We start from the raw sequence: 24,787 nt of genomic DNA, 5'->3' as shown, positions 1-24,787 counted from the left end.
GTTTTATACAAATTTAAAGAAAACTTTCTAGGAAATAGATTTTGACTAAAGTCAAATTGAAGTTTGAAATAAAAAAGTCGGACTAAAGTCCGACTCTATTGAATTTTATTTGATAAAACCAGCCCAACTTCGCTTGAAAGGAAGTAAAAAGTCTGATAAATAATTTACGTAAGTGTCTTTAGAAAAATCAAAAACTTCTACTTCTTCTGAAATTTCACCATTTCTAACAGCAGTTCTAAAATCGGTCAATTTCATGGTTTTTACTTCACCATTTTCCTTGTAGCAAGCTTTCATTCTGTCAAAAATTCCTAATTGATATTCTGCCTCGATTTCTCTCATTACACCATTTAGAGAATCCATAGAACAGCCAGAAGCCTGTACTTTTTCTTCGTCTACTGTGATAATAATAAATTGCTTGTGGTCTATTTTAAAAGAAGACGTTAGTCCTTTTCCATGTGCATTCCAAGTAGGAAGAAAATCATACAATTTCTCCGTAATTTCCTTTACTTCTTTAGCAGTTAACGCTCTAGAAGCAGGATAAATAATGACTTTAAAGTCATTAGTCTCTACTATGGTTGATTCTTCTATTTTCATAATTTAAATAAATTATATTTTTTAAGTTTAATAAAATCAATTTTTCTCAACTCAAATAAAAATATTAAAAATAAAGCAAAAATAAAGGGAACATAAAATCTATACTCACCTGCAGCAGGAAAAAATAAAAACTTTAAATAAATATTTAAAAATAAATTTACAGCTACAAATTTAATCCAAATATTTTTACTTAAATATAGAATACTTAAAGTTAAAAATAATGAGCTAAGGATTACTTTCTTCATGTTAACAATTCCTTTTAATATTATATCAATATAAGTTTTTAAACTAAATTCTGGATTTTGGTCACTTATATAATTCCTTCTATAAATAAAAGAGTCATAAAAAACATGTTTCCAACCAGGATAATTATAATACTTAATTATTAAAAAATAGGCTGTTCCAATTAAAATTATAAATATTAAATTATTAACATTAATTTTTTTTAATAAAAAATATTCATATAATATTTTAAAAAAATAAAAGCTTAACCCAAATATAATGTAATCAGGTCTTGAAAGCATTATTAAAAAAATAATAAAAAAAATAAAATAAGAATTTATATTATTTATAATAAAATTAGCAAAAACTAATAATAGCAAAACTAATAATATATCTGGTGTGGCATTTCTAGATAAATAATGAAGAACTGGCAATGATGAAAACAAAACAGAAGCAAAAAAAACGAAAAACGGATATTCTAAATAGATAGCTTTTAGTGAAAAATAAAAAAATAATATAGAAATAAAAAATAGGAGTGAATTAAGATACAAAACAGAATAAGGAGCAGAAAATCCCATCAAATAAAAAGCTCTTACTAACAAATTATACCCAATTTTTATTTGATAATAAGGTAATTGTTCATTAAATGCGTCTGCATTTTCAAATAAAACTTTCCTATATGAACTTGCTCCTACTAAATTATCAAATTGTTTTAGAGAAGCCTCTTTTCTTATACTTAAATAAGTTTCGTTTTTTATTTTTTCAATATTTCCAGGGTACTCGCTCTCGAATAAGCAGCCCAAATAGCCTGGTAAATCCCAATCATACTCTCTATTTTGAAAACTATATATACTAAAGCTTAAAGCAATTAATATATATAAAATGTCTATTAAAAACCACTTTTTAGTTTTAAAGATCATCTGCTTCAGCAATTAATTCTACTATGTCTTTTACTTCTACTTCTTCATTTTTGTTGAAGTGTTTTACACCATCGGTCATCATCGTGTTACAGAATGGGCAACCTGTTGCTACAATTTTTGGATTAAGCGCAAGAGCTTCTTCTGTTCTTTCGATATTAATATCTTTATTGCCTTTTTCCGGTTCTTTAAACATTTGTGCACCTCCAGCTCCACAACATAAACCGTTGGTTTTACAACGCTTCATTTCTACCAATTCTGCATCTAATTTTTCTAAAAGAACTCTTGGAGCTTCGTATTCATCATTTGCTCTTCCTAGATAACAAGGATCGTGGAACGTAATTTTTTTACCTTTGAAAGCGCCACCTTCTATTTTAAGTCTTCCTTGTTCCATCAATTGTTGAAGCAACTGAGTATGGTGCATTACTTCGTAATTACCCCCTAAACTTGGGTATTCGTTTTTAAGAGTATTGAAACAATGCGGACAAGCCGTTACGATTTTCTTTACTTCGTAAGCGTTTAAAACTTCTATGTTCGTTAATGCCATCATCTGGAAAATGAATTCATTTCCGGCACGTTTTGCAGGGTCTCCAGTACAAGATTCTTCTTGCCCAAGAACTGCAAATTCTACTCCTACTTTATTTAAAATTTTAGCAAATGCTTTGGTAATTTTTTTGGCTCTATCGTCAAAACTTCCTGCACAACCTACCCAAAAAAGAACTTCTGGAGATTTTCCTTCGGCAGCATATTCTGCCATTGTTTTTATAGTGAAATCCATATTGTAAATATGCTAATTTGTTAATTTGCTGACGTGCTAATTTTCGCATCAACACATCATCTCATTGTCACATTAATTTTCGTTTGCCCAATTTAATCTGTCTGCTTGATTATATTGCCAAGGTGCAGCATTATTTTCTACATTCGTCATCATCATATTGAGTTCTTGTGGAGCTGCAGATTGTTCCATCACCATAAATCTACGCATTTCAAAAATGATAGAAAGTGGATCTATAAGAACTGGACAAGCTTCTACACAAGCATTACAACTTGTACAAGCCCATAATTCTTCTTTGGTAATATAATCGTTTAAGAGTTTTTTACCATCATCTACAAATTTTCCGTTTTTGTTGATGTTTTTGCCTACTTCTTCTACTCTGTCTCTGGTAGACATCATAATTTTACGTGGCGAAAGTTTTTTACCGGTAATATTTGCTGGACAAACCGCAGTACATCTTCCACATTCTGTACAAGAATAGGCATTCAGTAACTGAACTTGATTCAAATCAAAAATATCTTCAGCGCCAAATTTTGCAGGAGGTTCTGCTCCTTCTGGTTGCGCTGCATAAGGATCTGCATTAGGATCCATCATTAATTTGATTTCTTGAGTTACAGATTCTAAATTATTGAATTTACCTTTTTTCTCCAAATTAGCATACCAAGTATTCGGGAATGCAAAAATGATGTGAAGGTGTTTAGAATAATATAAATAGTTCATGAAGAACAAAATTCCTACAAAGTGGAACCACCAAGCTCCTCTTTCTATGAAATGTAAAAACCCATCACTGAAACCGAAAGATTGAAAAATCGGTGCAATAAGGTTAGATGAAACAGGGAAACTTCCGTGTGCTGCTAAAACGCCATTTTGCTGAAGCAACCAATCTGCTGCATTCATTTTGAAAAAAGCCATCATTAAGCAAAATTCTATCACCAAAATCCAATTGGCATCATTTTTTGGCCAACCTTTTAGGTCGATAGAAGATAATCTAGGAATTTTAAGACCATTTCTTCTGATGAAGAATGCCACTACAGCAATAACTACTAGCGCAGCTAAAATTTCTAATGTAGCAGTAAAAATTCCATAAAGTGTATCTCCAAAAATTGAAGCTAAGAAACGGTGCGTTCCGAAAATTCCATCTACAATGATTTCAATCAATTCAATATTGATAATCACGAAACCTACGTAAACAATCATGTGCAAGAATGCTGCAACTGGGCGTTTTTTCATTTTGCTTTGCCCGAGAGCAACAGTTGCCATTGTTTTCAATCTTTCTGAAGGGTTATCAGAACGATTGATTTCTCTTCCTAGTTTTATATTTCGGTAAATTTCTTTTAAACTTTTAAAAAACAGACCGAAACCAGCAATGAGTAAAACAAGGAATAAAATATTGTCTAGATATTGCATAGTTATTTTTTTCTCTTTTTCAAAAATACGTTAATTATTTCTTACCAAAAACAGAAATATTTATGTATCGCTTAGGATTTTCTTTAAGGTCTAAAATTAGACTATTAAGGTTCTCTGAGGTTTTATTGAGATTATTGTATAATTCCTCATCTTTAGCCAGTTTACCAAGGCTTCCTTCTCCATTATTAATCCCAGAAATCACTTGATTGAGTTTATTAGATACTTCTGAAAGCCTTTCTACTGTTTGATTGAGCTGTTTCGTATCAATACTTTCTGCAACTTTTCCATATTTCTCTACAGCAGCATTGGCAGAAATCATAGTTTTATTAGCATTATCAAGTACATTCTCTACTCTACCTTGACTTGAAGCCAATAATCTATTGGTTTGGTCAGAAGTATTTTTGAAAGAAGCAACTGTTTGGTTGAGACTTGCCAAAAGTATTTTAATTTCTCTTCTGTTTTGTTCGTCTACAATTTTATTGGTCGCTGCCATTGTAGAATCTAGTTTAGTTAAAACACTTTGTACTTGGTCTTTTACAGGGCCTACTTGCGAAGATAAACTTGCCATCAAAGAAGATTGAAAAGTTCCTCTTAAAGTATCTCCATCTTTAGCAAAAGGTGCTTTATCATAAACCAAATGAATTCTTGCTTGTTTACCAGACATAATTCCCGGTTCAAAGATTTCTACAGTAGAATTTTTAGAAAAATTAAAACCTTTATCCACTAAAACTTTAACCACAAAATAAATGGTTCCGTCTTTAGCTGTTTGAGGAAGAATTTTATCTACCTGTCCTACTTTCAAACCGTTGATAGAAACTGGATTAGACTGCTCTAAACCGTCTACATTGTCAAATTTTGCGTAGTAAATATTATCTGATGTAAAGAAACTTTTCCCCTTCATAAACTGGAAAAGAATAACGAATCCTACAATAGCTAAAAGTGCTATTAAACCTGCTTTTATTTCTTTAGTGTATTTCACAATTTTATGAATTTTTATGCGCAAATATACTACTTTTTGAAGTAATGGTAGTTTCAATATTTCTGCAGATTGTTATAAAAAAAGCGACTTTTTCTAGAAAAAGTCGCTTTTAAATATTTTTGAGAAGAATTATTGAGCTTGAGAAGTTTTATCCCATACTTCAATTCTGTAATCTTCTATCTTAGCATTGTCTTGTAAACTCTTCATTAATGATTGGCTAAACATTTGAGCACCTTGTTGTTGAATTGCTTGCATGATTTGTTTAACGTCTCCTGGTTGTTTGTTTAGCTTAACCGCTTTTTGAGTTACTACAAAAACTCCAGTTGCACCTTCTACTGGTTTAGAGATTTTACCTTTTTTAACACCAAATGCAGCTCCAGCAACTTTAGCTTCCATAGCACCTCCTACAAATGGAGAGAATAAACTTACTTGCGAAGATTGTTTAGTCGTACCAAACAATTTAGCAATTGCATCTAAAGTTGTTGCTTTGCTTGCAGTAATTTTTTCAGTGATTTTTTTCGCTAATAATTGATTTCTTACAATTGGTTCTACTTGTTCTCTTACAGATTCTGGATCTGCAATTCCCGCTTCTTGTTTACCGTTTAAGTATACTACGATGTAGTCACCATTACCAGTAGTAAAGATATTGGTTTCTCCTTTTTCTCTTTCTTTATTGAAAGCCCAAGCTAAAATTTCTTCATCTTTATCTGTTCCTAAACCTTGGATTTGACCTTGGAATCTTTTTACAGATTTAGGATTTTGGAAATTGAAATTTTTCTTTTTCGCTCCGTTTGCAAAATCATTGAAAGATTTTCCTTGAACAGACTGAATGAAAGTATTTGCTTCTGTATATACTTTGTTTTCGGTTTCTTTAGAAGCTCTGATGTCTTTTGCTAAGTTTGCAATTTTGTAAACTGGCATTTTATTTTCGTTAACAATAATATGATAACCAAAATCAGTTTCTACCACACCTACAGCTCCTTTTGCGTTTCCTTTAACCCAATCTCCAAAAGGTTTAGCGTAATTATTATCATTATCTAAAATCCAACTTAACATGCCTCCTCTTTGCGCAGCACCTGGCTCATCAGACATTTGCACATATTCGTTGAATTTCAATGGATCAGCTTTTACTAATGCACCAATGCTGTCTGCTAATTTTTTAGCTTCTTCTTTGGTTCTAGTTTGCTTTTCATCTGCTCTCATTGCGCCTTTGTACGCAAACAAAATGTGTTTAGGCATGGTAGCGCTGCTCTTTCCTACTAATTTGGTTACATAATATTTGTCACCTGATTTATAAGGTCCGAAGAATTGACCTACAGAAGCTCCTTTTACAAAAGCTTGCGCTTCTTGAGGAATTTCTTGGTCAGAAACAAATGAATATTTAATTTGTGCTTCAGAGTTTAATTCTACGAACATAGAATCGTTCGGAGTATTTTTGAAACTTTCTAAGCCATTTCCATTATCTACACCTTCGTTGTAAAGTTTGTTGATTTCTTTAAGAGCTAAAGCATCATCTGCTGCACTTGGTTTTGCAGGAAAATATACAATTCCTAAGTTTCTAGCAGCTTCAGATTTAAACATCACAGGATGTTTTTTGATATAGTTTGCTAAATCTTCAGTAGTTACTTTCACTGGATTTTTAGCAGCAAAAGCAGCATAATCTACTTTCACGAAGTCTATATCAGCAACTTCGTCTCTTTGCTTCATTAGTTCAGCAGCTTCTTTTTTGTTGGCTGTAATTCCTGCAGTAACGTTTGCAAAAAGCTGTCTTGCCATCATTCTGTATTCGATAGCCTTTTTAGCTTTTAGCCATTCATTATATTGGTTTACGTCGCCATTATTTTTAAGTTCTTCAATTTGCTTTTTAATTTCAGCAACTTTAAAGTTTCCTTTTTCGTCAAAATTTTGTGGATTCTGTTCTTTAGAAAACATTGGGTCAAATTGTAATTGATTCCAGAAAATTTCATCTGTAATTTTTAACCCCATTTTATCAAACTGTTGTTTGATTAATTTAGACTGCACCAAGATTTGCCAAGCCTGTTCTTCTAAGCCTTGCTGTGGTTGCCCTTGAGATTGTTGTTGTAACAAACTTAATTGGTCATTAAATTCATCACGAGTGATTTCTTCACCATTTACCTTTCCCAAAATATTTGGATTTTGACCAAACATTTTGTCCATGCTTTCAGGATTAATTAAAAATGCTAAAAGTGCAATAATAATCATTCCTAATAATAGCCAAGGTCTCTTTCTTATTGAAGCTGTAATTGACATTTTATATATAAGTATTTAAAATCAGTGTGCGAAAATACATAATTTTAAGATAATAGAGAAATTTTATCACTCATTTTCATTCGTTTATATTTATTTTTTTAAAGGACTTTACAGAAGTCTATCTGGCAAATATTTCACAATCGACCACCACTTTGAAAATCAGTTCAGTTTTCTAGAATAAAAAAAGGAAAATTTGTCCATAAAAACTCTTGGCATAGCTATTGCGAATATTACAGTACTCTTTATTTTAGGCAAGAAAATTTCGAATCTTGTCTTGGTAATTGATTTATATACTTTAAAAATGACAATTTGTCATTCTAATTTTTAGATTATGATTGAAATAGAAGATATCGCTTTTGAAAATTTTTTAGACGAAAATTTTAGCATCGTGGCAAACGAAGAAAAACAAACCAAAGAAGAAAAAGCGCAAGAGATTTTCCCGATTCTACCTGTTAGAAATATGGTGATGTTTCCGAAAGTGGTTATCCCAATCACTGCAGGAAGAGAAAAGTCTATTAAATTATTAGAAGAAGCACAAAAAAATGGTCAACTGATAGGAATTTTGAGTCAAAAACTCTCTCAACAAGAAAATCCCACCGAAAAAGACCTTTACCAAATAGGAACTATTGCTAAAATCATAAAAATCATCAAACTTCCTGATGGTAATATTTCTGCAATCACGAGAGGAGTTCAGCGTTTCAAAGTGAAAAATTTCATTGAAACCGAACCTTATTTCACCGCAGAAATAGAAAAATTAAAAGATTCTTCTACCAAAAAGAAAGAAGAATATGAAGCTTTGATTGATAACATCAAGGATTTAGCAATTAAAATCATAGAAATAGACCCTAATATTCCTGGCGCAGCTAATTTTGCCATCAGAAATATTGAAGGACAAGAAGATTTACTAAATTTTATCTGTGTAAATGCAAATTTCTCTTCGGAAAACAAACAAAAACTTCTGGAAGAAAAATCACTGATGAAGCGCGCAGAATTATGCTATGAACTGATGCATGATGATTTCAGAAGATTAGAATTGAAAAATCAAATTCATCAAAAAACTTCTCGCGATTTAGACAAACAACAGAGAGAATATTTCCTGAGCCAACAAATTAAAACCATTCAGGAAGAATTAGGCGGTGGAACGGAAACCGATGTAGATGAACTGAAGAAAAAAGCAGAAAAAATTTCTTGGAAACCAGAAATTCAGGAACATTTCGAGAAAGAACTGAAAAGACTTCAACGCCATAATCCTAATTCGCCAGATTATAATGTACAGAGAAATTATTTAGATTTCTTCACAGATTTACCTTGGAATTCTTATTCTAAAGACATTTTTGATATTCCAAAAGCGGAAAAAATCTTGAATAAAGACCATTTCGGTTTAGAAGACATCAAAAAAAGAATTTTAGAACACATGGCAGTTCTGAAATTAAAAAACGACATGAAATCTCCGATTTTGTGTTTAGTGGGTCCTCCTGGAGTTGGTAAAACTTCCCTCGGAAAGTCTATTGCAGATGCTCTTGGCAGAAAATATGTAAGAATGAGTTTGGGCGGTTTGCATGACGAATCAGAAATCCGTGGACACAGAAAAACTTACATCGGCGCAATGGCGGGAAGATTATTGCAAGCCATCAAAAAAGCGGGAACATCTAATCCAGTTATCGTTTTAGATGAAATAGACAAACTTGGACAAGGAATGCATGGCGACCCTAGTTCTGCACTTTTGGAAGTTCTAGATCCAGAACAAAACCACAGTTTTTATGATAATTTCTTAGAAATTGGTTACGACTTGTCAAAAGTAATGTTCATTGCTACAGCCAATTCGCTTTCTAGCATTCAAACGCCATTGTTAGACAGAATGGAAATTATTCAACTTTCGGGTTATACGATTGAAGAAAAGGTAGAAATCGCAAAACGCCATTTGATTAAAAAACAAATGGAAGAAACTGGCCTACAAAAAGACGCTTATAAACTAGGAAATAAAGAAATTGCACACGTAGTAGAAGCATTCACCAGAGAAAGCGGTGTAAGAAATTTAGAAAAACAAATCGCCAAAATTTCTCGTTGGGTTGCGCTACAAATTACCATGAATAAAGAATACGACCCGAAAATTTCCATTCAGAAAATTGATGAAATCTTAGGTGTTCCGATGTCTAAAAACTTCTCAGAAATGATGGATGTTCCAGGTGTAGTTACAGGCTTAGCTTGGACTTCAGTTGGTGGCGATATCTTGTTCATAGAGAGCATTTTAAGTAAAGGAAAAGGCAATCTTACCATGACAGGAAATCTAGGAAATGTGATGAAAGAATCGGCAACCATTTCGCTAGAATACATCAAAGCAAAACATGAAAGTTTAGGCATTTCCTTAGAAGATATTGAAAATAAAAATATCCACGTTCACGTTCCAGAAGGTGCGACTCCGAAAGATGGACCAAGTGCAGGAATTGCAATGCTAACGAGTATGGTTTCTAGTTATTTGAATAAAAAAGTAAAACCACATTTAGCAATGACTGGCGAAATTACTTTAAGAGGAAAAGTGCTTCCAGTTGGCGGAATTAAAGAAAAATTGTTGGCCGCAGTAAGAGCCGAAATTAAAGAAGTAATTTTATGTGAAGAAAACAGAAAAGATGTTTTAGAAATCAACCAAAATTATCTTAAAAATCTGAAAGTTCATTACGTGAAAACCATGAAAGAAGTAGTGGAATTAGCGATTGAAAAATAGAATGTTTTGCCACCAATTCACAAATCATTTTTAATTTTATAAAAAATTGTGGATTCGTGGCAATATTTTTTTAATTTTGATATTATAAATTTCTAAAAATGAGCACTGCTGAATTAAAATTAAATTTAATCAATCAAATTGCAGGTATTACTGATAAAGTAAGACTTAAAGAAATTATGCAATTACTTAAATTTCAAGCAGATGAGTCTCTTTACATTACTAATAAAGAAGAAAAAGAGGCTGTAAAAGAAGCACAAAATCAGATTAAAAACGGAGATGGAATTTCTAATGAAGATGTTCAAAAAGAAATTACATCATGGCTGGAGAAATAATTTGGTCACCTAAAGCAAAATCTGAACTTATAGAAATTCTTGAATATTGGGTAAACAGAAATAAATCAAACATTTACAGTTTAAAACTCAATCAATTAATCCAAGAACAACTCATTTTTATTTTAGAATTCCCAAAAATTGGTAGAAAAACGGATATCAAAAACGTTTATGTTAAAATTATCAGAGATTATCTACTTTATTATGAAATAGAAAAAGGAAATCTTCATGTTTTGACAATAAGACACGGAAAAAAGAATCCTAAAACTTTAGCTTTGAAATAAAATCAGATAGATTTTAAAAAAAACTTAAATGATAAGACCCGCAAATTTGCGGGTTGTTGTTTTTTTTACAAACAACTGAAATTCTGCAACTTCTATTGCAAACCAAGTTTACAAAAACAAAAAACCACTTTTACAAACTTTACAAGAATCTTGTGCTCAACTTTGAGGAAGTCTAACCACAAAAACCTTAAACAATGAACACAAAATTTCAAAAACTGGTTTTCGCAACTTTTATTTTAGCGGGATTATTTTCTTGTCAAAAATCTGAAAGCGTAGATGCCGAATACGAAAGCGCTGCCATGACTGCAGATTCTACTTCTATTCAAAAAGATGAAGTTTCTTACGCTGCTTCTCAACAAATTCCAGACAAAAAATTTGTAAAAACTGCAGAAGTCAGCATGGAAGTAAAAGACGTTTACGAAGCCACAGTTCACATAGAAAATGCACTAAAAAATTTGGGCGGATTTGTTACCAAAAGTGAATTACAAAGTCAAGTTATCGAAGAAGAAACCTATAACACTTCTGACCAAAATGCGGTTTTACTCAGAAAATTCAATTCTTATAACAAAATGCAAGTAAGAGTTCCTTCGGAAAAATTAGGTGCGTTTCTCACTTCTGTAAATGACCGAAAACTTTTCTTGAATACCAGAATTATTTTGGCTGAAGATGTTACCAATAATGCTAAAATTGCAGAACTTGAATTGAAAAAAATCAATAAAACGGGCGAAGTTATTTCTCAAATTAAAAACAATGAAAAGAAAGCAAACCTCACCGAAGAAAACGAAGAGAAAAATAATACACAACAAATTGAAAATCTAAATCTTGCAGATAATATAAAGTACAGTACTGTAGATATTTACATTAAAGAACCAAAAGTAAGAATCGCCGAAATTGCCATTACCAACACCCAATTTTACGACAATAAATACCAAGTCAATTTCTTCTACGAAGCGAAATCTTCTCTACTTAACGGATTTTATTTCGTGCAAAAATTTTTCGTTTTCTTACTGAATTTTTGGCCTTTATTTTTAGGAATTCTAATTGTAATTTATTTTGTAAAGTATAACCTTACGACTATTATCTTCCCGAAAAAAATTTCAAAATCTGAGAATGTCAAAAAGTGATACTAATGAATGTTTTCTGTAATTTTAGGAACCCAAATTATTAAGATTTGATAAAAGACAATCATCACTAAAAAGAAGGCAAAAGCATATTCTTCTAGTTTTTTAAAATGAGTATATAAGTTTTGTAATCCTTTATTTTGATTATTACTTTCTGTGAAATTTTTCATTCTGAAATCCATAATTTTTCTCATGAAAAATAAAATGGGAACCGCAAAAGAAAACATTAAAATCAATGCAAATTTGAAAGCTGGAAATTCTTGCTGAAATTTTTCAAAAAATAAAAAACACAAAACAGTCAAAAAAAGTAAGCCTAGAGAAAGATATAAATAATTTTTATTGAAGTCAACCAATCTTGTAAAATAGAAAAAAGAAACAAAACCTAAAGAGATTACCGTAAAAGATAAAAGTATTTGAAAAATCACGTTATTATTTTTCTCAAAGATAACAAAATTCATAAAATCTTAAAGCCCTGAAATTTTTCGGGGCTTTTATTTTTGCGTAAATTTGCACGGACTTTGTCCGTTTTATGAAGATGAATAAAACTGTAAATTTTAGTTGTTAAACCTTAAACCAAAAGAATTATGTTACCAAAAATAAATCCAGAAAACACACAAGCTTGGAAATCACTCAACGAACATTTTGCACAAAATGATTTTGACCTAAGAACACTTTTTCAAGAAAACACTGATCGTTTCCAACAGTTTTCAGTAAAAAAAGAAAATTATCTTTTTGATTTTTCTAAAAATTTAATTGACCAAAAAGCATTTGATTTATTGCTTCAATTGGCAGAAGAAACACAATTGAAAGCTGCCATTAACGCTATGTTTTCTGGTGAAAAAATAAATGAAACCGAAAAAAGAGCGGTACTTCACACTGCTTTAAGAGATTTTTCTGACAAAGAAATTCTTGTAGACGGCGAAAACATAAAACCAGGAATCAAAAAAGTTCTTGATCACATGAAAGCTTTCTCCGAAAAAGTAATTTCAGGAGCGCACAAAGGTTTCAGCGGAAAAGAAATTACTGATGTGGTAAACATCGGAATTGGAGGTTCAGATTTAGGACCTGTAATGGTAGTTTCGGCGCTTAAGCATTTTAAAACAAGATTAAATGTACATTTCGTTTCGAATGTAGACGGAAATCACATGGCAGAAGTAGTGAAAAACTTAAATCCTGAGACTACACTTTTCATCGTAGCTTCTAAAACGTTTACCACTCAAGAAACCATGACCAATGCAAATTCTGCAAAATCTTGGTTCTTAAAAGCTGGAAAAGAAGAAGATGTAGCGAAACACTTCGTAGCTTTATCTACTAATATTCAAGCAGTTAAAGCGTTCGGAATTGCAGAAGAAAATATTTTCGAGTTCTGGGATTGGGTTGGCGGAAGATATTCACTTTGGAGCGCTATTGGTTTAAGCATCGTTCTAGCAGTGGGTTATGAAAATTTTGAAAATTTATTGAAAGGAGCTTATGAAACCGATGTGCATTTCCAAACGGCAGATTTCAAAGAAAACGTTCCTGTTTTAATGGGGCTTTTGGGAATTTGGTACAGAAATTTCTTTGATGCAAGCTCTTATGCTATTTTACCTTACTCTCAATATCTAGATAGATTTGCAGCGTATCTTCAACAAGGAGATATGGAATCTAACGGAAAATCAGTAGACAGAAATGGTGAATATGTAACTTATCAAACGGGCCCAATTATTTGGGGAGAACCTGGAACAAATGGTCAACATGCTTTCTATCAATTGATTCACCAAGGAACAGAACTCATTCCTGCAGATTTTATCGCTTATGTAAAATCTTGCAACGAAGTTTCAGACCATCAAGAAAAATTATTAGCGAACTTTTTCGCTCAAACTGAGGCACTTGCATTCGGAAAAAGCGAAGACGAAGCAAGAGCAGAATTGGTAAAAGAAGGAAAATCTGAAGAAGAAATTGAAAAATTAGTAAAATTCAAAACCTTCATGGGAAACACCCCTACTAATTCATTCTTTATCAATGAACTAACTCCTTTTTCACTAGGACAACTCATCGCACTTTACGAACACAAAATCTTCGTACAGGGTGTGATTTGGAACGTGTTTAGTTTTGACCAATTTGGTGTAGAATTAGGAAAAGTGTTAGCAGGAAAAATTCTACCAGAACTTACTGATAATGATAAAGTAAACTCACATGATTCTTCTACAAATGGTTTAATAAACTATTTCAAAGAAAATAAGTAAATTTGGAATAAATCTAAAAAGTAAATAAAAAGAAAAAACATGGCACAAATTCTCGACGGTCTAAAAGTTTCTAAAGAAATAAAGGCTGAAATTAAAGCAGACGTAGAAAAAATTATTGCAAGCGGCAAAAGAGCACCTCATCTCGCAGCAATTTTAGTAGGAAACAACGGCGCGAGCGAAACTTACGTTGCCAGCAAAATAAAAGATTGTAAAGAAGTAGGATTTACCTCATCACTTTACAGATTTTCGAGCACCGCTTCTGAAGCAGAAGTTTTAGAAAAAATTGCAGAACTCAATGTAGATCCAGAAGTTGACGGATTCATCGTTCAGTTGCCTTTACCAAAACAGATGGACCAAGAAAAAGTAATCATGGCGATTAATTCTCATAAAGATGTAGATGGTTTTCACCCTGAAAATTTTGGAAGAATGGCACTCGAAATGAGTACATTTTTACCAGCTACACCTTTTGGAATCCTTACATTATTAGAACGTTATAACATCGAAACCAAAGGTAAAAACTGTGTCATTATCGGTAGAAGTAAAATCGTAGGAAGACCGATGTCTATCTTAATGGGAAGAAAAGATTTTCCAGGAAATGCTACGGTTACGGTAACGCACTCTTACACTCCACACATTGAAGAATTTACCAAAAATGCAGACATTGTGATTACTGCATTAGGAGATCCAGAATTTTTAAAAGAAGATATGATTAAAGATGGTGTAGTGATTGTAGACGTAGGAATTACCCGAGTAGAAGATGCTAATGCACCAAAAGGTTATAGAATTGTAGGAGACGTAGATTTTGCTAGTTGTGAGAAAAAAGCAAGTTGGATTACTCCAGTTCCAGGAGGAGTGGGACCAATGACAAGAGCGATGTTATTAAAAAATACTATTTTAGCATACAAACACACGATTTATAAAGATTAAGAATTGGATTTAACAAAAGAAATATTATTGAAAGAAGGAAAAATGCTCCCAGTGATGGAGCATTTTTATACTTTACAAGGAGAAGGAGCTCACACAGGAAAAGCTGCATATTTCATCAGACTAGGCGGTTGCGACGTTGGTTGTCATTGGTGTGATGTGAAGGAAAGTTGGGACCCAGAATTACATCCTTTGATGGATACCGTAGAAATTGCAGAAATTGCAGCAAGTTATTGCAAAACCATTGTTCTAACAGGAGGAGAACCACTGATGTGGAATTTAGAAATTTTGACCAAAAGATTAAAAGAATTAGGCTGCCAAATTCACATCGAAACTTCTGGAGCTTATGATATGAGCGGAACACTGGACTGGATTACGCTTTCTCCAAAGAAAACAGGCTTACCAAAAGAAGAAATTTACAAAGTAGCTAATGAGTTGAAAATCATAGTATTTAACAACCATGATTTTACCTTCGCTGAAGAACAAGCTGCAAAAGTTTCAGAAGATTGTAAACTGTATCTACAAAGTGAATGGAGCAAAAGAAACGAAATGTATCCTAAGATTACCGATTTTATTTTGGCAAATCCTAAATGGCAAGCTTCTGTACAAACACATAAATATCTTAATATTCCATAAAATTTAGCAACTTTGTAAGGACTTTTTTTTCTAAAACATGCAGAAATTAAGATACTCTAGATATTTTAAAAGCGCTATCATAATCCTCGATATTTTAATCGTGGCTGCTGTTTTTGTGTTCTTTTTTCTGATGAGACATGAATATGTTTTAGAAAAAGCAAGAACAGAAGAAAACGTTTTGTCACTTCTGCTATTAAGTCTTTTTTGGATTCTTTTAAGTGGAAGGACAAAATTGTATTCCATTCCTAGAAACCTTACGTATACACTTTATGTAGAGCGTATTGTCACTCATATTTTCATCTTTCTATTGGGAATTGTACTTTTAGCCAGAGTCAGCAATAATGAATTTTTGAAGTATGAAAGATTCTGGATTACGTTTACGCTTTTCATTATTTTATTTTTGGTTAAGTCATTCATTTTCTTTACCTTAAAGTACATTAGAGCACAAGGTGGAAACTACAGAAATGTAATGTTTATCGCAGAAAATTCATCTTCTGAAATTTTAAAAGATATTGTTACGCAACGTAAAGATTATGGTTATAGAGTTTATGAATTTCCCAATGAAGAAATTAATATTACAGAGCTTCAAAATTTTTGGAGGGAAAAAGAAATTCACACCGTTTTTATTCCTACTCAAAATCATTTAAGCAAAAAACTACTTGAAGAGATCAATAGAGAAGCAGAAAATGATAAGATAAAAATTTCATTAATTCCAAGTGCTATTCAAAACGATTTTTTCCAATATGATTTGGGATACATAGAAACTCAACCGATTTTAACGCCTTCGAAATTTCCTTTGCACTATTATAGTAATGCGATTATCAAGAGAAGTTTTGATATTTTATTCTCGCTTTTGGTTTTAATTTTTATTGCGACTTGGCTTTTCCCCATCCTTGCTTTATTGATCAAATTAGACAGTAAAGGAAGTGTATTCTTCAAACAAAAAAGATATGGATTTCATGATGAAATTTTTGAATGTCTCAAATTCAGAACCATGATTGAAAATGAAGAATCTACCACCAAGACTACCTCACAAAATGATAGTAGAATTACTAAAATTGGCAAATTTCTTAGAAAAACCAGTTTAGACGAAATGCCTCAATTCATTAATGTTTTAAGAGGAGATATGTCTGTAGTAGGACCTAGACCTCACATGTTATTAATTGATGAATTTTACAAGGCAAAAATTGGAAGATATTCGGTGAGAAGTTTAGTAAAACCTGGCATTACGGGACTTGCACAAGTAAGCGGTTTGCGTGGTGACACTGGCGAAATGGAAGTAGAAATGAAAAAAAGAATTATTGCGGATTCATTCTACGTGAAAAATTGGAGTATCATTTTAGATGCAGTTATAATTCTTAAAACCATTTTATTAGTAATAAAAGGAGACCAGAAAGCCATTTAGAACAATAAATTGAAATTCTATAAAATTATTAATCCTAAAAAATGTAACTTCGCACGGTTATGTTAAAACTTTTAAGCGCAATAGGACAATACTTTTTACTATTAGGAAAAGTAATTCAAAAACCTCAAAAAAGGCAAGTTTTTTTTAAACTTCTCATGAGAGAAATCAATGACTTGGGAGTAAATTCTTTTGGACTCACTTTATTTACCTCAATATTTGTAGGAGCTGTAATCGCAATACAGATGTATAATAATTTTAGAAATTCTTCTATACCCATTCCCGCTCCTTTTATTGGTTATGCTACCAAAGTTGTCTTAATTCTAGAATTTGCCCCTACAATTATTTCTGTAATTCTAGCCGGTAAAGTAGGTTCTTATATTACTTCGAGTATTGGAACAATGAGAGTTACAGAGCAAATAGACGCTTTAGATATTATGGGAGTAAATTCTGCAAATTTCTTGATTTTACCAAAAATTTTAGCAAGTGTAATTTTCAATCCATTGCTAATTGCTATAAGTATGGTTTTTGGAATATGGGGAGGTCATCTTGCAGGTATTGCGACAGGAAACTGGTCTAAAGCAGACTATATTTCAGGAATTCAAATGTATATGCCACCATTTTATATTTGGTATGCATTTTTAAAAACAGCTGTATTTGCATTCCTTATTGCTACCATCCCTGCTTTTTTTGGCTATAAAGTAAGTGGAGGATCTTTAGAAGTAGGTAGGGCAAGTACACAAGCTGTAGTTTGGACTATAGTAGCCATCATCATTGCTAACTTAGTATTAACACAAATGTTCTTAAGCTAATGATAGAAGTAAAAGATTTAAGAAAAAGTTTTGATGGTGTAGAAGTTCTGAAAGGAATTACCACCACTTTCGAAACTGGAAAGGTAAACTTAGTGATAGGACAGTCTGGTTCAGGAAAAACGGTCTTTCTAAAAAGTTTACTGAATGTTTTTGAACCAACCAGCGGACATATTTTATTTGACGGAAGAGATATTGTAGGCATGTCTCGTCAAGAAAAAGAGGCAGTGAGAGCAGAAATAGGAACCGTATTTCAAGGAAGCGCATTGTTTGATTCCATGACGGTTCAAGACAATATTATGTTTCCTCTAGATATGTTTACCAACCTTACTTTTACTGAAAAGAAAAAACGAGTGAAAGAAGTAATTGGTAGAGTTCACTTAGAAAATGCAGAAAAAAAATTTCCATCTGAGATTTCAGGAGGAATGCAAAAAAGAGTAGCGATTGCGAGAGCAATTGTTAATAACCCAAGATATTTGTTTTGTGACGAGCCCAACTCTGGGCTAGACCCTTTTACCGCAAACATAATTGATGATTTAATTGCAGAAATCACCGAAGAATATAATACCACTACGATTATCAATTCTCACGATATGAATTCTGTAATGACAATTGGCGAGAAAATTGTATACTTGAGAAAAGGAATTAAAGAATGGGAAGGAACAAAAGATATTTTAATCACCTCAGACAATAATTACCTGATAGATTTCGTTTATTCTTCAGAATTATTTAAAGAATTAAGAGAATATCTTATCAAAATCAATAAAACAAGTATAGATAACATTATAACAACAATAGAAAATGAAACAGATCAAGAAAATATTTAGCACATTATTTGTAACGGCATCATTGCTGTCATTCTCGCAGGTAACTTTCGGAGCGAAAGCCAATGTTATTTACCAAACTGGTGATCCTACTTGGGAAAACATAAAAAATGGAACTGTAGATGCATACGAAGACAAAGGAAAGAATAACGTAGGCTATAACGCAGGTATTTCACTAAAAATTGATACCCCTCTTGGAATTTTTATTCAACCAGAATTGTATTACACTACTTTTAGTAAAGATTTTACAGTAGAAGGAACTAACACTACCATTACAGTTAAAAACAACAGAGCAGATTTGCCTGTTTTAGTAGGATATAATGTATTAGGAAAAACACTAGGTATTTATGCAGGACCTGTAGCATCTTACAACCTTTCTACAGATAATCAATATAATGATTTTAAAGAAAATGCTACGAAAGAATTTACTTTAGGCTATCAATTCGGGGCACAGGTTACTATTTCTAAATTGGTAGTTTCTGCAAGATACGAAGGTGCATTTAGCAATGACCAAAGAAAATTCATTAATACAAATACATCTTCTTCTATTGATGAAATTAGATATGACAACAGACCGAGTTTATTAATGTTCGGAGTTGGTTTAAATTTCTAAAAAATTAAGGAAATTTATTAAAAACATAAAAAATCTCGGCTGCTTCGCAGCCGAGATTTTTCATTTTATAGATTACTATTATCAGAATTATTAGGAGTTGGATTTACATTTTGTTGCGCTAACTCAGCAGCTTGCTTTTCTATTTCTATCTTTTCTTGCTGCAATCTTTGTAATTCTTTTCTTTTTTGTTCCGCTTTTATAGAAGAGCCTTTACTTGCATATCCTACAATTCCTCCTATAATTAAACCAATTCCTACGCCTCCCATTATTCCCATAAAGTGAGAAAGTGTAAATTCTTCTACTTCTAAATTGGTGGTCATATAAAACAGCAATCCAGAAATACTTAAAAGGATAATTCCTATAATTGTTAAATTTTTCATTTTTAACGTATTTTTAAAATAAAACCTTCTCAAATTTAAAAAAATTTAAGAAGGTTTTTGTTATTATTTTAAATTATTTACATTTTTCCACCAGCTTGCTTGTAATATTCAAGCGCTTTGGTCATATGTTTATTTAAGTCTGATCTTCTAGTATCTGGACTTGGGTGAGTTGATAAAAATTCTGGTGGTCTTTGTGAATTGGCAGCTTGAGCTTCCATTCTTTCCCAGAAAGGTAGTGATTGTCTTGGGTCATATCCAGCCATTGCCATGATATATAATCCCATTTGATCTGCTTCTAATTCTTGACTTCTTCCATATTTAAGAAGTGCAACTTGCGCTCCAATTGGATATGCAACTTGAAAAATTTGTTGTAATTTATCATTCGAAATCACACCACCAGCAATTGCACCACCATATTGTGCAATCATTGCTTGAGAAATTCTTTCATTTCCGTGACCTGCAAGAGCGTGAGAAACTTCGTGTCCCATTACTACAGCAATACCTGTTTCGTCTTTACAAACGGGCATAATTCCTGTGTAGAAAGCTACTTTTCCACCAGGCATACACCAAGCGTTTAACTGTTTGTCTTCTAATAAATTAAACTCCCAGTTATACCCTTGCAAATCTGCTTCTCTACCAATGCTTTTATAATAATTAGTTGCAGCATTTTTTATTCTAATTCCTACATTTTTTACTCGAGTTGCATCAGTAGTATTAGTGATAACTTTAGCTTTAGAAAGCGCAGTTTGATATTCTTGCACTCCCATTGCAGAAAGTTGGTCATTTCCTACAATTTGTACAGATTTTCTACCTGTAATTGGATTCGTTACACAAGCAACTAATGCTAAAGAAACAGCTCCGGTAGCGATAATAGTTTTTATTTTCATTTTTATGTGATTTAATACTTGAAGCAAATTTAAAACAAATTTTATTCCATTCACAATTATGTAGAAATTATATAAAAAAGAAATTAAATCGTGATAGTTTTGCATTAAATTTGTATTGATAATTAATAGTTTAACTCAACACCCACTATATTATGAAAAAATTAATTTATTTGAGTTTCTTTGGATTACTCTCTTTTTTATATTCGTGTACGTCACAAATCAATATAGACCCCAAAACTTTAGAAGAAATTACAACTTCTAATCAGTTTATTTTTATGGCAGAAAGAGCCAATCCTACCAACTATGATGTAATCAATGTGATGAATTCTATGCCAAATGGTAATTCGGCTAGAATGCTAGATTTAGATTATGGTTATACTGTGGTTTTGAAAGAAAAAGAGCTAGATGTGACTTTGCCATACTTTGGCAGAATGTTTAATCCAAGTTATGACACTTCTAAAAACAGTTACCGTTTTACTTCTAAAGATTTTACACTGAGTAAAATTCTTAACAAAAAAGGGAATTTAGTGTATACCATTTCGCCTAAAGATGTAGATCATGTAAGAGTAATTTACATAGAAGTTTATAAAAACGGTAGTGCCTACGTTTCTATAGATTCTAACGACAGACAACCCATTTCTTATAATGGCTACTTGATGAAAAATGAAATTTCTAAGAAATAATTTAAAGTTTTTTATTCAATAAACTTTCTACAAAAATTTTGGCTTCAGAACTTGGATTAGATTTCAATTCTGAAGCATTTTTTTTATGACTTTCGAACTGATTTTCAAGTTCATTGGTAGATTTAGTTGCACTTAAAATATATTGATGAACCCAATATTCAAAACGTTTTTCGGCTTGAATTTTTCTTACTTCTTCTAGCCTTCCTGTTTTTATTTTTAAAGAAATGAAATCACTTATTTTCTCGTAAACCTCATCTAAACCTTCGTTATGAAGAGCGGAACCTAACAAAACAGGCACTTTCCAATCTTTTTCTTTTGGATGCTGAAACTGCAATGCGTGAATCAATTCTGAACGGTGCATTCTGGCCTCTTTTAGATTTTCTTCATGTACTTTATTGATGAAAATAACATCTATCATTTCCATCAAACCTCTTTTGATGCCTTGCAATTCATCTCCAGTTCCTACTACTTTTAGCATCAGAATTACATCCGAAATATCCGCAACCAAAACTTCTGATTGACCAACTCCTACCGTTTCTATCAAAATGTAATCATAACCAGCAGCTTCGCAAATAAGCATAGTTTCAAAAGTAGTATTGGCAACTCCGCCTAGAAATCCAGAACTTGGACTAGGGCGAATAAATGCGTTTTCGTCTTTTGCCAATTCTTCCATTCTGGTTTTATCTCCTAGAATGGAACCTTTATTCACCGAAGAACTTGGGTCAATGGCTAAAACAGCAACTTTTTTGCCTTGAGAAATTGCAAATTTTCCAAAACTTTCAATAAATGTAGATTTCCCAGCACCAGGAACTCCAGTAATTCCTATTCTTACAGATTTTCCGGTATAAGGCAGGATTTTTTTCAGCAGTTCTTCAGCCAAAACTCTATGCTCTGGCTTTTTACTTTCGATTAAAGTAATGGCTTTCCCAAGAATTCTTTTGTCTTGGGCTAATATTCCTTGTAAAAGTTCTTCTGTAGAAAATTTCATCTTAACAAAATTAAGAAAGTATTTCAAACTATTTTCCAAAAATTTAAAATTGCTTTAAAAGAAAATCAAAATAGAATTTCTACACTTTTTTTCTGTTAGAATTTTAGAAAAATGCCATAACGAAAAAGGCTTCAGAAACCTGAAGCTTTTATGAAAAAATTTGATTTGATATGAAGAACTTTTACTCTGTCTCTGCCGGAATATCTAAATGACTTCTGCCATACTTTATGTCTTCTAGACCTCTCAGTATTACTCTTTTTTGTTCGTCACTTAAATCTTCGTCTTTGTGAAATTTATATACCAAGTATTCTATATACTCCAATAATTCCTCTGCTAAATAATCTGGCAAATCTTTTATCAGATTATTAATTTTTTGTAATGTGGTTAATTCCATTTCAATTGGGTTTTTAGGCTTTTTTTGGTGGTATAAAGGTACGCCAATCCGCTTAACACACCTCATAAAGTGATATGAATGATTTCAGTGATTTTTGTTAGGTTTTTAAATAAAAAAAGGAAACCAAAAAATGATTTCCTTATATAAATTATTTTAAATTTTTAGATTTCAGAAAAAATTCCTGCTTCCTACATCACGCATCCAACAAAATTTTTATCCCAAAAACTTCTCCAAAATCTCCACCGCAGATTTCGGCAAGTTCGTTCCAGGTCCGAAGATAAAATCAGCCCCATTTGCATACAAGAAATCATAATCTTGCTGTGGAATTACACCACCTACTACAATCGTAATATCATCTGCACCTAGTTTTTTGAGTTCGTCTACCACTTGTGGAACCAGCGTTTTATGACCTGCTGCTAAAGAAGAAACGCCCAAAATATGAATATCATTTTCTACGGCTTGTTTCGCCACTTCTTCTGGCGTTTGGAAAAGCGGAGCCACATCTACATCAAATCCCATATCTGCAAAGGCTGTTGCTACTACTTTTGCACCTCTGTCATGACCATCTTGTCCCATTTTGGCAACCATAATTCTTGGTCTACGACCTTCTTGGTCCTCAAATTTTTGAGTAAGCCTCACCGCTTTTTCAAAATATTCATTTTTATTAGCATTCATAGCATATACACCTGAAATGGTTTTGATATTGGCTTTATATCTTCCGAAATTACTTTCTAAAGCATCTGAAATTTCACCAAGAGTTACTCTTCTTCTCGCAGCTTCTATACTTAGTGCCAAAAGATTTTTGTCTCTATTTTTAGCCGCTTCACGAATTTCTGTTAAAATTTCTTCTACTTTTTCTGCGTTTCGTTCTGCTTTTATTTTTTCTAATCTTTCGATTTGTTTTCTTCGAACTTCCGTATTGTCAATGTCTAGAATTTCAAATTCTGGCTGCTTTTGATTGGTTTTAAAAGAATTTACACCAATGATAAATTCTTCACCGCTATCAATTTTCGCCTGTTTTCTAGCTGCGGCTTCTTCTATTCTCATCTTCGGAATTCCTGCTTCAATTGCTTTCGTCATTCCGCCTTCTTGTTCTACTTCGTCGATATATTTCTGAGCTTCCTCAATCATTTTTTGAGTCAAAGCTTCTACCAAATGACTTCCACCCATCGGATCGACAACATCACAAATCCCAGACTCTTGCTGAAGAATAATCTGAGTATTTCTCGCAATTTTTGCAGAATAATCTGTTGGCAAAGCTATCGCTTCGTCTAAAGCATTCGTATGAAGAGACTGTGTTCCTCCTAAAGCGGAAGAAAGCGCTTCAATTGCTGTTCTGGTAATGTTATTGAACGGTTCTTGCTCGGTTAAACTCCATCCAGATGTTTGCGAGTGTGTTCTTAGTGCTAAAGATTTTTGATTTTGAGGATTAAATTGCGTCAAAAGATTCGCCCAAATATAACGAGCGGCTCTCATTTTGGCAATTTCCATGAAATGATTCATTCCAATTGCCCAGAAAAATGACAATCTCGGCGCGAAATCATCAACATTCATCCCTGCTTTTATCCCCGTTCTTACATATTCTAAACCATCGGCAAGTGTATAAGCCATTTCCAAAACTGGAGTTGCTCCTGCTTCTTGCATGTGATAACCTGAGATAGAAATCGAATTAAATTTCGGGATATTTTGAGAAGTATATTCGAAAATATCAGCAATAATTTTCATAGAAGGTTCTGGTGGATAGATGTAAGTATTTCTCACCATAAATTCCTTCAAAATATCATTCTGGATAGTTCCCGAAAGTTGTTCCTGAGAAACACCTTGTTCTTCTGCGGCAACAATATAAAATGCCAAAATCGGTAAAACTGCTCCATTCATGGTCATGGAAACCGAAATTTGATCCAATGGAATTTCATTGAACAAAATTTTCATATCTTCCACAGAATCTATGGCAACTCCTGCTTTTCCAACATCTCCTACTACTCTAGGATGGTCTGAATCATAACCTCTGTGCGTTGCCAAATCGAAAGCCACAGAAAGTCCTTTTTGTCCGGCCGCAAGGTTTCTTCTGTAAAAAGCATTGGATTCTTCTGCGGTAGAAAAACCTGCATACTGACGGATCGTCCAAGTTTTTTGAACGTACATCGTAGAATATGGTCCTCTCAAATAAGGAGCAATTCCTGCGCTGTAACCTTTTGATTTTAAAACTTCTGAATCTTCAGAAGTGTAAGAAGATTTTAGTTGAAGTCCATCTTTTTCAAAAGAATAATTTTCTGTATTAGAAGTAAATCCAAAATTTTTAAAATCGGGATTTACGTTTTGAATTTTCGTTCTCATTTCATGAAATTTCGATGAGTAAATTTACGATATTTTTAATTTTAAAAAAAAGTGAAATTTTAGG

24 protein-coding genes are annotated in these 24,787 nt (G+C 32.5%); 12 read left to right on the top strand and 12 right to left on the bottom strand.

The genetic code is table 11. The features are described 5' to 3' along the window. Positions 1-105: 105 nt before the first annotated feature. From KKQ79_RS12330 to KKQ79_RS12305, 6 genes are all read right to left on the bottom strand, one after another. On the bottom strand, positions 106-594 hold the full coding sequence (locus tag KKQ79_RS12330; RefSeq protein WP_213190390.1) for a hypothetical protein: 489 nt from the start codon (positions 592-594) through the stop codon (positions 106-108). Further along, positions 591-1,736 carry a hypothetical protein gene (locus KKQ79_RS12325; protein WP_213190389.1) on the bottom strand — a complete coding sequence of 382 codons (1,146 nt, stop codon included), beginning with the start codon at positions 1,734-1,736 and terminating at the stop codon, positions 591-593. Before KKQ79_RS12325 ends, KKQ79_RS12330 begins: the two co-directional genes overlap by 4 nt. Then, entirely contained in the window at positions 1,726-2,511 is a 786-nt protein-coding gene (locus KKQ79_RS12320; protein ID WP_069800327.1) for a (Fe-S)-binding protein, read from the bottom strand. The genes KKQ79_RS12325 and KKQ79_RS12320 overlap by 11 nt, the downstream gene beginning before the upstream one ends. Before the next feature lie 72 nt (positions 2,512-2,583). Continuing rightward, positions 2,584-3,915: a 4Fe-4S dicluster domain-containing protein gene (locus KKQ79_RS12315; protein WP_213190388.1), complete on the bottom strand. Its 1,332-nt coding sequence runs from the start codon at positions 3,913-3,915 to the stop codon at positions 2,584-2,586. Positions 3,916-3,949: 34 nt separating this feature from the next. Then, complete coding sequence (locus KKQ79_RS12310; protein WP_213190387.1) at positions 3,950-4,894, bottom strand: MlaD family protein; 945 nt, start codon at positions 4,892-4,894, stop codon at positions 3,950-3,952. 129 nt (positions 4,895-5,023) lie between these two features. After that, the gene (locus tag KKQ79_RS12305; RefSeq protein ID WP_213190386.1) at positions 5,024-7,165 is read right to left on the bottom strand and encodes a SurA N-terminal domain-containing protein; all 2,142 of its coding nucleotides are present in this window, start codon (positions 7,163-7,165) and stop codon (positions 5,024-5,026) included. A gap of 331 nt (positions 7,166-7,496) precedes the next feature. Here KKQ79_RS12305 and lon point away from each other — a divergent pair, with 331 nt between their 5' ends. The 4 genes from lon (at position 7,497) to KKQ79_RS12285 (ending at position 11,624) form a co-directional block, all read left to right on the top strand. Continuing rightward, a complete protein-coding gene (gene lon, locus KKQ79_RS12300; protein ID WP_213190385.1) occupies positions 7,497-9,887 on the top strand; it encodes an endopeptidase La in 2,391 nt (796 codons plus the stop codon). 98 nt (positions 9,888-9,985) lie between these two features. Then, complete coding sequence (locus tag KKQ79_RS12295) at positions 9,986-10,219, top strand: hypothetical protein (RefSeq protein ID WP_069800337.1); 234 nt, start codon at positions 9,986-9,988, stop codon at positions 10,217-10,219. After that, entirely contained in the window at positions 10,204-10,500 is a 297-nt protein-coding gene (locus tag KKQ79_RS12290; RefSeq protein WP_245993137.1) for a type II toxin-antitoxin system RelE/ParE family toxin, read from the top strand. The genes KKQ79_RS12295 and KKQ79_RS12290 overlap by 16 nt, the downstream gene beginning before the upstream one ends. Positions 10,501-10,694: 194 nt before the next feature. After that, on the top strand, positions 10,695-11,624 hold the full coding sequence (locus tag KKQ79_RS12285; RefSeq protein WP_213190384.1) for a DUF4349 domain-containing protein: 930 nt from the start codon (positions 10,695-10,697) through the stop codon (positions 11,622-11,624). A gap of 2 nt (positions 11,625-11,626) precedes the next feature. Here KKQ79_RS12285 and KKQ79_RS12280 read toward each other — a convergent pair whose 3' ends face one another. Then, positions 11,627-12,079: a hypothetical protein gene (locus KKQ79_RS12280; RefSeq protein WP_213190383.1), complete on the bottom strand. Its 453-nt coding sequence runs from the start codon at positions 12,077-12,079 to the stop codon at positions 11,627-11,629. 126 nt (positions 12,080-12,205) lie between these two features. On the opposite strand from KKQ79_RS12280, the gene pgi reads away from it, so the two are divergent. Genes pgi through KKQ79_RS12245 form a run of 7 tightly spaced genes read left to right on the top strand, consistent with a single transcriptional unit; the run spans position 12,206 to position 19,054 of the window. Then, on the top strand, positions 12,206-13,846 hold the full coding sequence (pgi, locus tag KKQ79_RS12275) for a glucose-6-phosphate isomerase (protein WP_213190382.1): 1,641 nt from the start codon (positions 12,206-12,208) through the stop codon (positions 13,844-13,846). A gap of 39 nt (positions 13,847-13,885) precedes the next feature. Beyond that, positions 13,886-14,773: a bifunctional 5,10-methylenetetrahydrofolate dehydrogenase/5,10-methenyltetrahydrofolate cyclohydrolase gene (locus KKQ79_RS12270; RefSeq protein WP_213190381.1), complete on the top strand. Its 888-nt coding sequence runs from the start codon at positions 13,886-13,888 to the stop codon at positions 14,771-14,773. 42 nt (positions 14,774-14,815) lie between these two features. Then, positions 14,816-15,406 (top strand): 7-carboxy-7-deazaguanine synthase QueE, encoded by a 591-nt coding sequence (locus tag KKQ79_RS12265; RefSeq protein WP_430982102.1) that lies wholly within the window; start codon positions 14,816-14,818, stop codon positions 15,404-15,406. A gap of 37 nt (positions 15,407-15,443) precedes the next feature. After that, a complete protein-coding gene (locus KKQ79_RS12260) occupies positions 15,444-16,811 on the top strand; it encodes an exopolysaccharide biosynthesis polyprenyl glycosylphosphotransferase (RefSeq protein ID WP_213190379.1) in 1,368 nt (455 codons plus the stop codon). Between the two features lie 59 nt (positions 16,812-16,870). Further along, complete coding sequence (locus KKQ79_RS12255) at positions 16,871-17,620, top strand: MlaE family ABC transporter permease (RefSeq protein WP_213190378.1); 750 nt, start codon at positions 16,871-16,873, stop codon at positions 17,618-17,620. Beyond that, on the top strand, positions 17,620-18,444 hold the full coding sequence (locus KKQ79_RS12250) for an ABC transporter ATP-binding protein (protein ID WP_213190377.1): 825 nt from the start codon (positions 17,620-17,622) through the stop codon (positions 18,442-18,444). The genes KKQ79_RS12255 and KKQ79_RS12250 overlap by 1 nt, the downstream gene beginning before the upstream one ends. Then, positions 18,419-19,054: a porin family protein gene (locus tag KKQ79_RS12245; RefSeq protein WP_250131248.1), complete on the top strand. Its 636-nt coding sequence runs from the start codon at positions 18,419-18,421 to the stop codon at positions 19,052-19,054. Before KKQ79_RS12250 ends, KKQ79_RS12245 begins: the two co-directional genes overlap by 26 nt. Before the next feature lie 65 nt (positions 19,055-19,119). Here KKQ79_RS12245 and KKQ79_RS12240 read toward each other — a convergent pair whose 3' ends face one another. Together KKQ79_RS12240 and KKQ79_RS12235 are read right to left on the bottom strand one after the other, a co-directional pair. Further along, positions 19,120-19,434: a hypothetical protein gene (locus KKQ79_RS12240; RefSeq protein ID WP_213190376.1), complete on the bottom strand. Its 315-nt coding sequence runs from the start codon at positions 19,432-19,434 to the stop codon at positions 19,120-19,122. A gap of 77 nt (positions 19,435-19,511) precedes the next feature. Beyond that, positions 19,512-20,321, bottom strand: a complete 810-nt coding sequence (locus tag KKQ79_RS12235) for a M48 family metallopeptidase (protein WP_213190375.1) — start codon at positions 20,319-20,321, stop codon at positions 19,512-19,514. Between the two features lie 152 nt (positions 20,322-20,473). Here KKQ79_RS12235 and KKQ79_RS12230 point away from each other — a divergent pair, with 152 nt between their 5' ends. Continuing rightward, positions 20,474-21,004, top strand: coding sequence for a DUF4251 domain-containing protein (locus tag KKQ79_RS12230; protein WP_213190374.1), 531 nt, complete (start codon positions 20,474-20,476; stop codon positions 21,002-21,004). Between the two features lies 1 nt (position 21,005). Here KKQ79_RS12230 and meaB read toward each other — a convergent pair whose 3' ends face one another. From meaB to scpA, 3 genes are all read right to left on the bottom strand, one after another. Next, positions 21,006-21,992 (bottom strand): methylmalonyl Co-A mutase-associated GTPase MeaB, encoded by a 987-nt coding sequence (meaB, locus tag KKQ79_RS12225; protein WP_213190373.1) that lies wholly within the window; start codon positions 21,990-21,992, stop codon positions 21,006-21,008. A gap of 181 nt (positions 21,993-22,173) precedes the next feature. Next, positions 22,174-22,386 carry a DUF2281 domain-containing protein gene (locus KKQ79_RS12220; protein ID WP_213190372.1) on the bottom strand — a complete coding sequence of 71 codons (213 nt, stop codon included), beginning with the start codon at positions 22,384-22,386 and terminating at the stop codon, positions 22,174-22,176. Between the two features lie 213 nt (positions 22,387-22,599). After that, the gene (gene scpA, locus KKQ79_RS12215; protein WP_213190371.1) at positions 22,600-24,723 is read right to left on the bottom strand and encodes a methylmalonyl-CoA mutase; all 2,124 of its coding nucleotides are present in this window, start codon (positions 24,721-24,723) and stop codon (positions 22,600-22,602) included. Positions 24,724-24,787: the final 64 nt, after the last annotated feature.

This window comes from Cloacibacterium caeni, from assembly GCF_907163125.1.
Taxonomy (GTDB): Bacteria; Bacteroidota; Bacteroidia; order Flavobacteriales; family Weeksellaceae; genus Cloacibacterium; species Cloacibacterium caeni_B.
Note: the sequence above shows the minus strand (reverse complement) of the source record. Positions and strands in the feature narration are given on the sequence as shown.